4 protein-coding genes are annotated in these 3,732 nt (G+C 73.6%); all 4 read left to right on the plus strand.

Going from position 1 to position 3,732, the window contains the following annotated elements:
• On the plus strand, positions 1-494 hold a 494-nt coding region (locus tag CCR87_RS00885; protein ID WP_201155446.1), incomplete at its 5' end, for an amidohydrolase family protein.
• Complete coding sequence (locus CCR87_RS00890; protein WP_201155447.1) at positions 491-1,975, plus strand: chlorohydrolase family protein; 1,485 nt, start codon at positions 491-493, stop codon at positions 1,973-1,975. The genes CCR87_RS00885 and CCR87_RS00890, both read left to right, overlap by 4 nt.
• Positions 1,968-2,942, plus strand: a complete 975-nt coding sequence (locus CCR87_RS00895; protein WP_201155448.1) for an ABC transporter ATP-binding protein — start codon at positions 1,968-1,970, stop codon at positions 2,940-2,942. The genes CCR87_RS00890 and CCR87_RS00895 overlap by 8 nt, the downstream gene beginning before the upstream one ends.
• Positions 2,939-3,732: ATP-binding cassette domain-containing protein (locus CCR87_RS00900; protein ID WP_201155449.1), on the plus strand; the 794-nt coding region annotated here is incomplete at its 3' end. The genes CCR87_RS00895 and CCR87_RS00900, both read left to right, overlap by 4 nt.

Below are 3,732 nucleotides of genomic sequence, written 5' to 3' on the forward strand. Positions count from 1 at the left end.
CGGGGCGGGTGGGGGTCAGCCACGCCTTCTGCCTTGGCGATCTGCCGCCCGACCGGGTGGCCGCGCTGATGGCCGACATGGCCGCGCTGGACGTGGCGGTGTTCACCACCGGCCACCCGTCGGCCACGGTGCCGGCGCTGCTGGACCTGCGCGCGGCGGGGATCCGGGTGGGCATGGGCTGCGACGGCATCCGCGACACCTGGGGGCCGTGGGGCTGGCCGGACATGCTGCAGCGCGCCTGCATCGTGGGGATGCGCAACGGCCTGCGCACGGATGCGGAGCTGTCGGAGCTTCTGGACAGCGCCACCACCGGGGGTGCCGCCGCGATGGGGCGTCCGGGGCGCGCGCTGGCGGTGGGCGCGCCCGGCGACCTGACGCTGGTGGCGGGCGAGACCCCGGCCCATGCGCTGGTGGACCACGCCCCCCGCCCGCTGGTGGTGAAATCGGGCCGCGTCGTCGCCCGCGACGGCCAGCCCCTGATGGTGGCGCCATGAGCGCGTTCGACGCCCTCATCCTCGGCGCCCGCGCGCCGGGGCGCACCGCGCTGACCGCCGACTGGGTGCTGGGCCACGGCCCCGGCGGCCACCGCCTGCTGCCGCGCGGCGAGGTGGTGTTCGAGGGCGGCCGCATCGTGCATGTCGGCGGGCCGTTCCCCGGCGAGGTCGCGCGCCGCATCGACGCGGGCCGCGCGCTGGTGGCGCCGGGGTTTGTCGACCTCGACGCGCTGTCGGATCTGGACACCACCACGCTGGCGGTGGAGCGCGGGCCCAGCTGGGCCTCGGGCCGGGTCTGGCCGCAAAGCTATGTCGAGGCCGGGCCGTATGAGATGTATTCCCCGGACGAACTGGCGTTCCAGAAGCGGTTCGCCTTTGCCCAGCTTCTGCTGAATGGCATCACCACCGCGGCCCCCATCGCGTCGCTGTTCTATCGCGAATGGGGGGAAACGGTGGCCGAGTTCGACGCCGCCGTGCGCGCCGCCGCCGATCTGGGCCTGCGGGTGTATCTGGGCCCGGCCTATCGCGCGGGGGGGATGGTCGTCACCGCCCCGGGCGTGCTGGAGGCGCGGTTCGATGAGGCCCGCGGCATGGCCGGTCTGGCCGAGGCCGAGGCCTTCATCCGCCGCCACGCGGGCACCCACGGCGGGCTGATCCAGGGCCTGCTGGCCCCCGACCGGGTGGAGACCTGCACCCTGGGCCTGCTGCGCGCCACCATGGACGCGGCGAACACGCTGGACGTGCCGGTGCGCCTGCATTGCGCCCAAGGCACGATGGAGCGGCGCACGGTGGAACGGCTGCACGGGTGCACCGCGCCGGAATGGCTGGCGCGCGCGGGGCTGCTGGGACCACGGCTGATGGCGCCGCACGCCACCCATGCCACGGCGGGGGATCTGGACCTCTATGCCGACCACGGCGTGTCGGTGATCCACTGCCCGCTGGTCTCCGCGCGGTTCGGCGAGGCGCTGGACAGCCTGCCGTCCCTGCGTGCGCGCGGGATCACGGTGGCGATGGGCACCGACACCGCGCCGCCCGACATGGTGCTGAACATGGCCGTGGGGCAGATGATGGCCCGCCACGTCGCCCCCGACCGCCCCGCCACCGCCGCCGAGATGTTCGACGCGGCCACGCTGGGCGGCGCGGCGGCGCTGGGGCGCGACGATCTGGGCCGGCTGGCGCCCGGGGCCTGTGCCGACATCGCGGTGTTCGATCTGTCGGATGCGTACATGGCGCCCACCATCGACCCCGTCCGCACGCTGGTGCAGGGCGCGACCGGCCGCGTCACCCGCGCGGTGTTCGTCGATGGCCGGCTGTCGATGCGCGACGGCCAGGTCGCGGGCATGGACATGGCCGCCGCCCGCATCCGCGCGCAGGCACAGTTCGACGGGTTGGTCGCGCGCTATCCCGACCGCACCTGGGGCCATCCCCCGGTGGCCGAGATCTTCCCCCCGAGCTATCCGCTGGAGGTGCCCGATGCCTGATCCCGTCCTCAGCGTGCGCGGGCTGACGGTGGAGTTCCCCACCCGCGGCGGCGTGCTGCGCGCGCTCGACGCCGTGACCTTCGACATCCGCCCCGGCGAGGTTCTGGGCGTCGTGGGCGAATCCGGGGCCGGGAAATCCATGACCGGGCTGGCGGTGCAGCAGCTCCTCGAACCCCCCGGCCGCATCGCGGGCGGCGAGGTGTGGCTCGCGGGCCGCCGCATCGACCAGCTCGACGACACCGCGATGACCCCGATCCGGGGCCGCGAGATCGGCGCGGTGTTCCAGGACCCGCTCACCTCGCTCAACCCGCTGTTCACCGTCGGCAACCAGCTGGTGGAGACGATCCGCATCCACATGCGCCTGTCGCGCCGCGGCGCGCGCGCGCGTGCGCTGGACCTGCTGCGCCAGGTCGGCATCCCGGCGGCCGAGGAACGCATCGACCACTACCCCCACCAGTTCTCGGGGGGCATGCGCCAGCGGGTGGTGATCGCGCTGGCGCTGGCGGCCGAGCCGCAGCTGATCATCGCGGACGAACCCACCACCGCGCTCGATGTGTCGATCCAGGCGCAGATCACCGCGCTGCTGCGCCGGTTGTGCGACGACACCGGCACGGCGGTGATGCTGGTGACCCACGACATGGGCGTGATCGCGGAGACCGCCGACCGCGTGGCGGTGATGTACGCCGGCCGCCTGGTGGAGATCGGCCCGGTGGAGGAGGTCCTGCGCGCCCCCCGCCACCCCTACACCCGCGGCCTCGTGGCCTCGATCCCCGCGCTGGGACGGCGGGTGGAGACGCTGGCCCAGATCGACGGATCGATGCCGCGGCTGGACGCGATCCCGCCGGGCTGCGCCTTCAACCCGCGCTGCGACCGGGCGATGGCGCGCTGCCGCACCGACCGGCCCGAGCTGACGCAGGCCGGGACCACCGCCGCCGCCTGCTGGCTGATGGAGGGACAGACCCCATGACCGCCGCCCCGATCCCGACCGGGACCCAGAGCCAGAGCCAGACACCCGACCAGACCCCGGCCCTGATCGTGCGCGGGCTGTCGCGGACCTTCGATGTCTCGCCGCCCTGGCTGAACCGGGTGCTGGAGCGCAAGCCCCGCCAGATGCTGCGCGCGGTGGACGATGTGTCCTTCGACGTGCCGCGCGGCGGCTGCCTCAGCCTGGTGGGGGAGTCTGGATGCGGCAAGTCCACGGTGGCGCGGCTGGTGACGGGGCTGTACCCCCCCAGCGCGGGCACGATCACCTTTCCGCTGGAGGACGGCCGCACGGTGGCCGCGCACATGATCTTCCAGGACCCGTACGCCAGCCTCAACCCGCGCTGGCGGGTGCATGACATCATCGCCGAACCCCTGCGCGAGCTGCGCCTGCGCACCACCGAGGCCGCGATCACCGCCCGCGTGGCCGAGCTTCTGCGCACCGTGGGCCTGGGCCCCGCCGACGGGCGCAAGTACCCGCATGAATTCTCGGGCGGGCAGCGCCAGCGCATCTCCATCGCGCGCGCGCTGGCCTCCGAGCCGCGGTTCCTGGTCTGCGACGAGCCGACGTCGGCGCTCGATGTCTCGGTGCAGGCGCAGATCCTGAACCTGATGCGGCGGTTGCAGGACGATTTCGGCCTGACCTATCTGTTCATCAGCCATGATCTGTCGGTGGTGCGCCACATGTCCGACCGCATCGCGGTGATGTACCTCGGCCGCATCGTCGAGGAAGCCGACACCGAGACCCTGTTCGCCACCCCCCGCCACCCCTACAC

This window comes from Rhodobaculum claviforme, from assembly GCF_016653255.1.
GTDB lineage: Bacteria > Pseudomonadota > Alphaproteobacteria > Rhodobacterales > Rhodobacteraceae > Rhodobaculum > Rhodobaculum claviforme.

Excerpts from the sequence above, each read along its gene's own strand:
- CCR87_RS00890 (WP_201155447.1), top strand. The coding sequence starts at position 491 with ATGAGCGCGTTCGACGCCCTCATCCTCGGCGCCCGCGCGCCGGGGCGC.
- CCR87_RS00895 (WP_201155448.1), top strand. The coding sequence starts at position 1,968 with ATGCCTGATCCCGTCCTCAGCGTGCGCGGGCTGACGGTGGAGTTCCCC.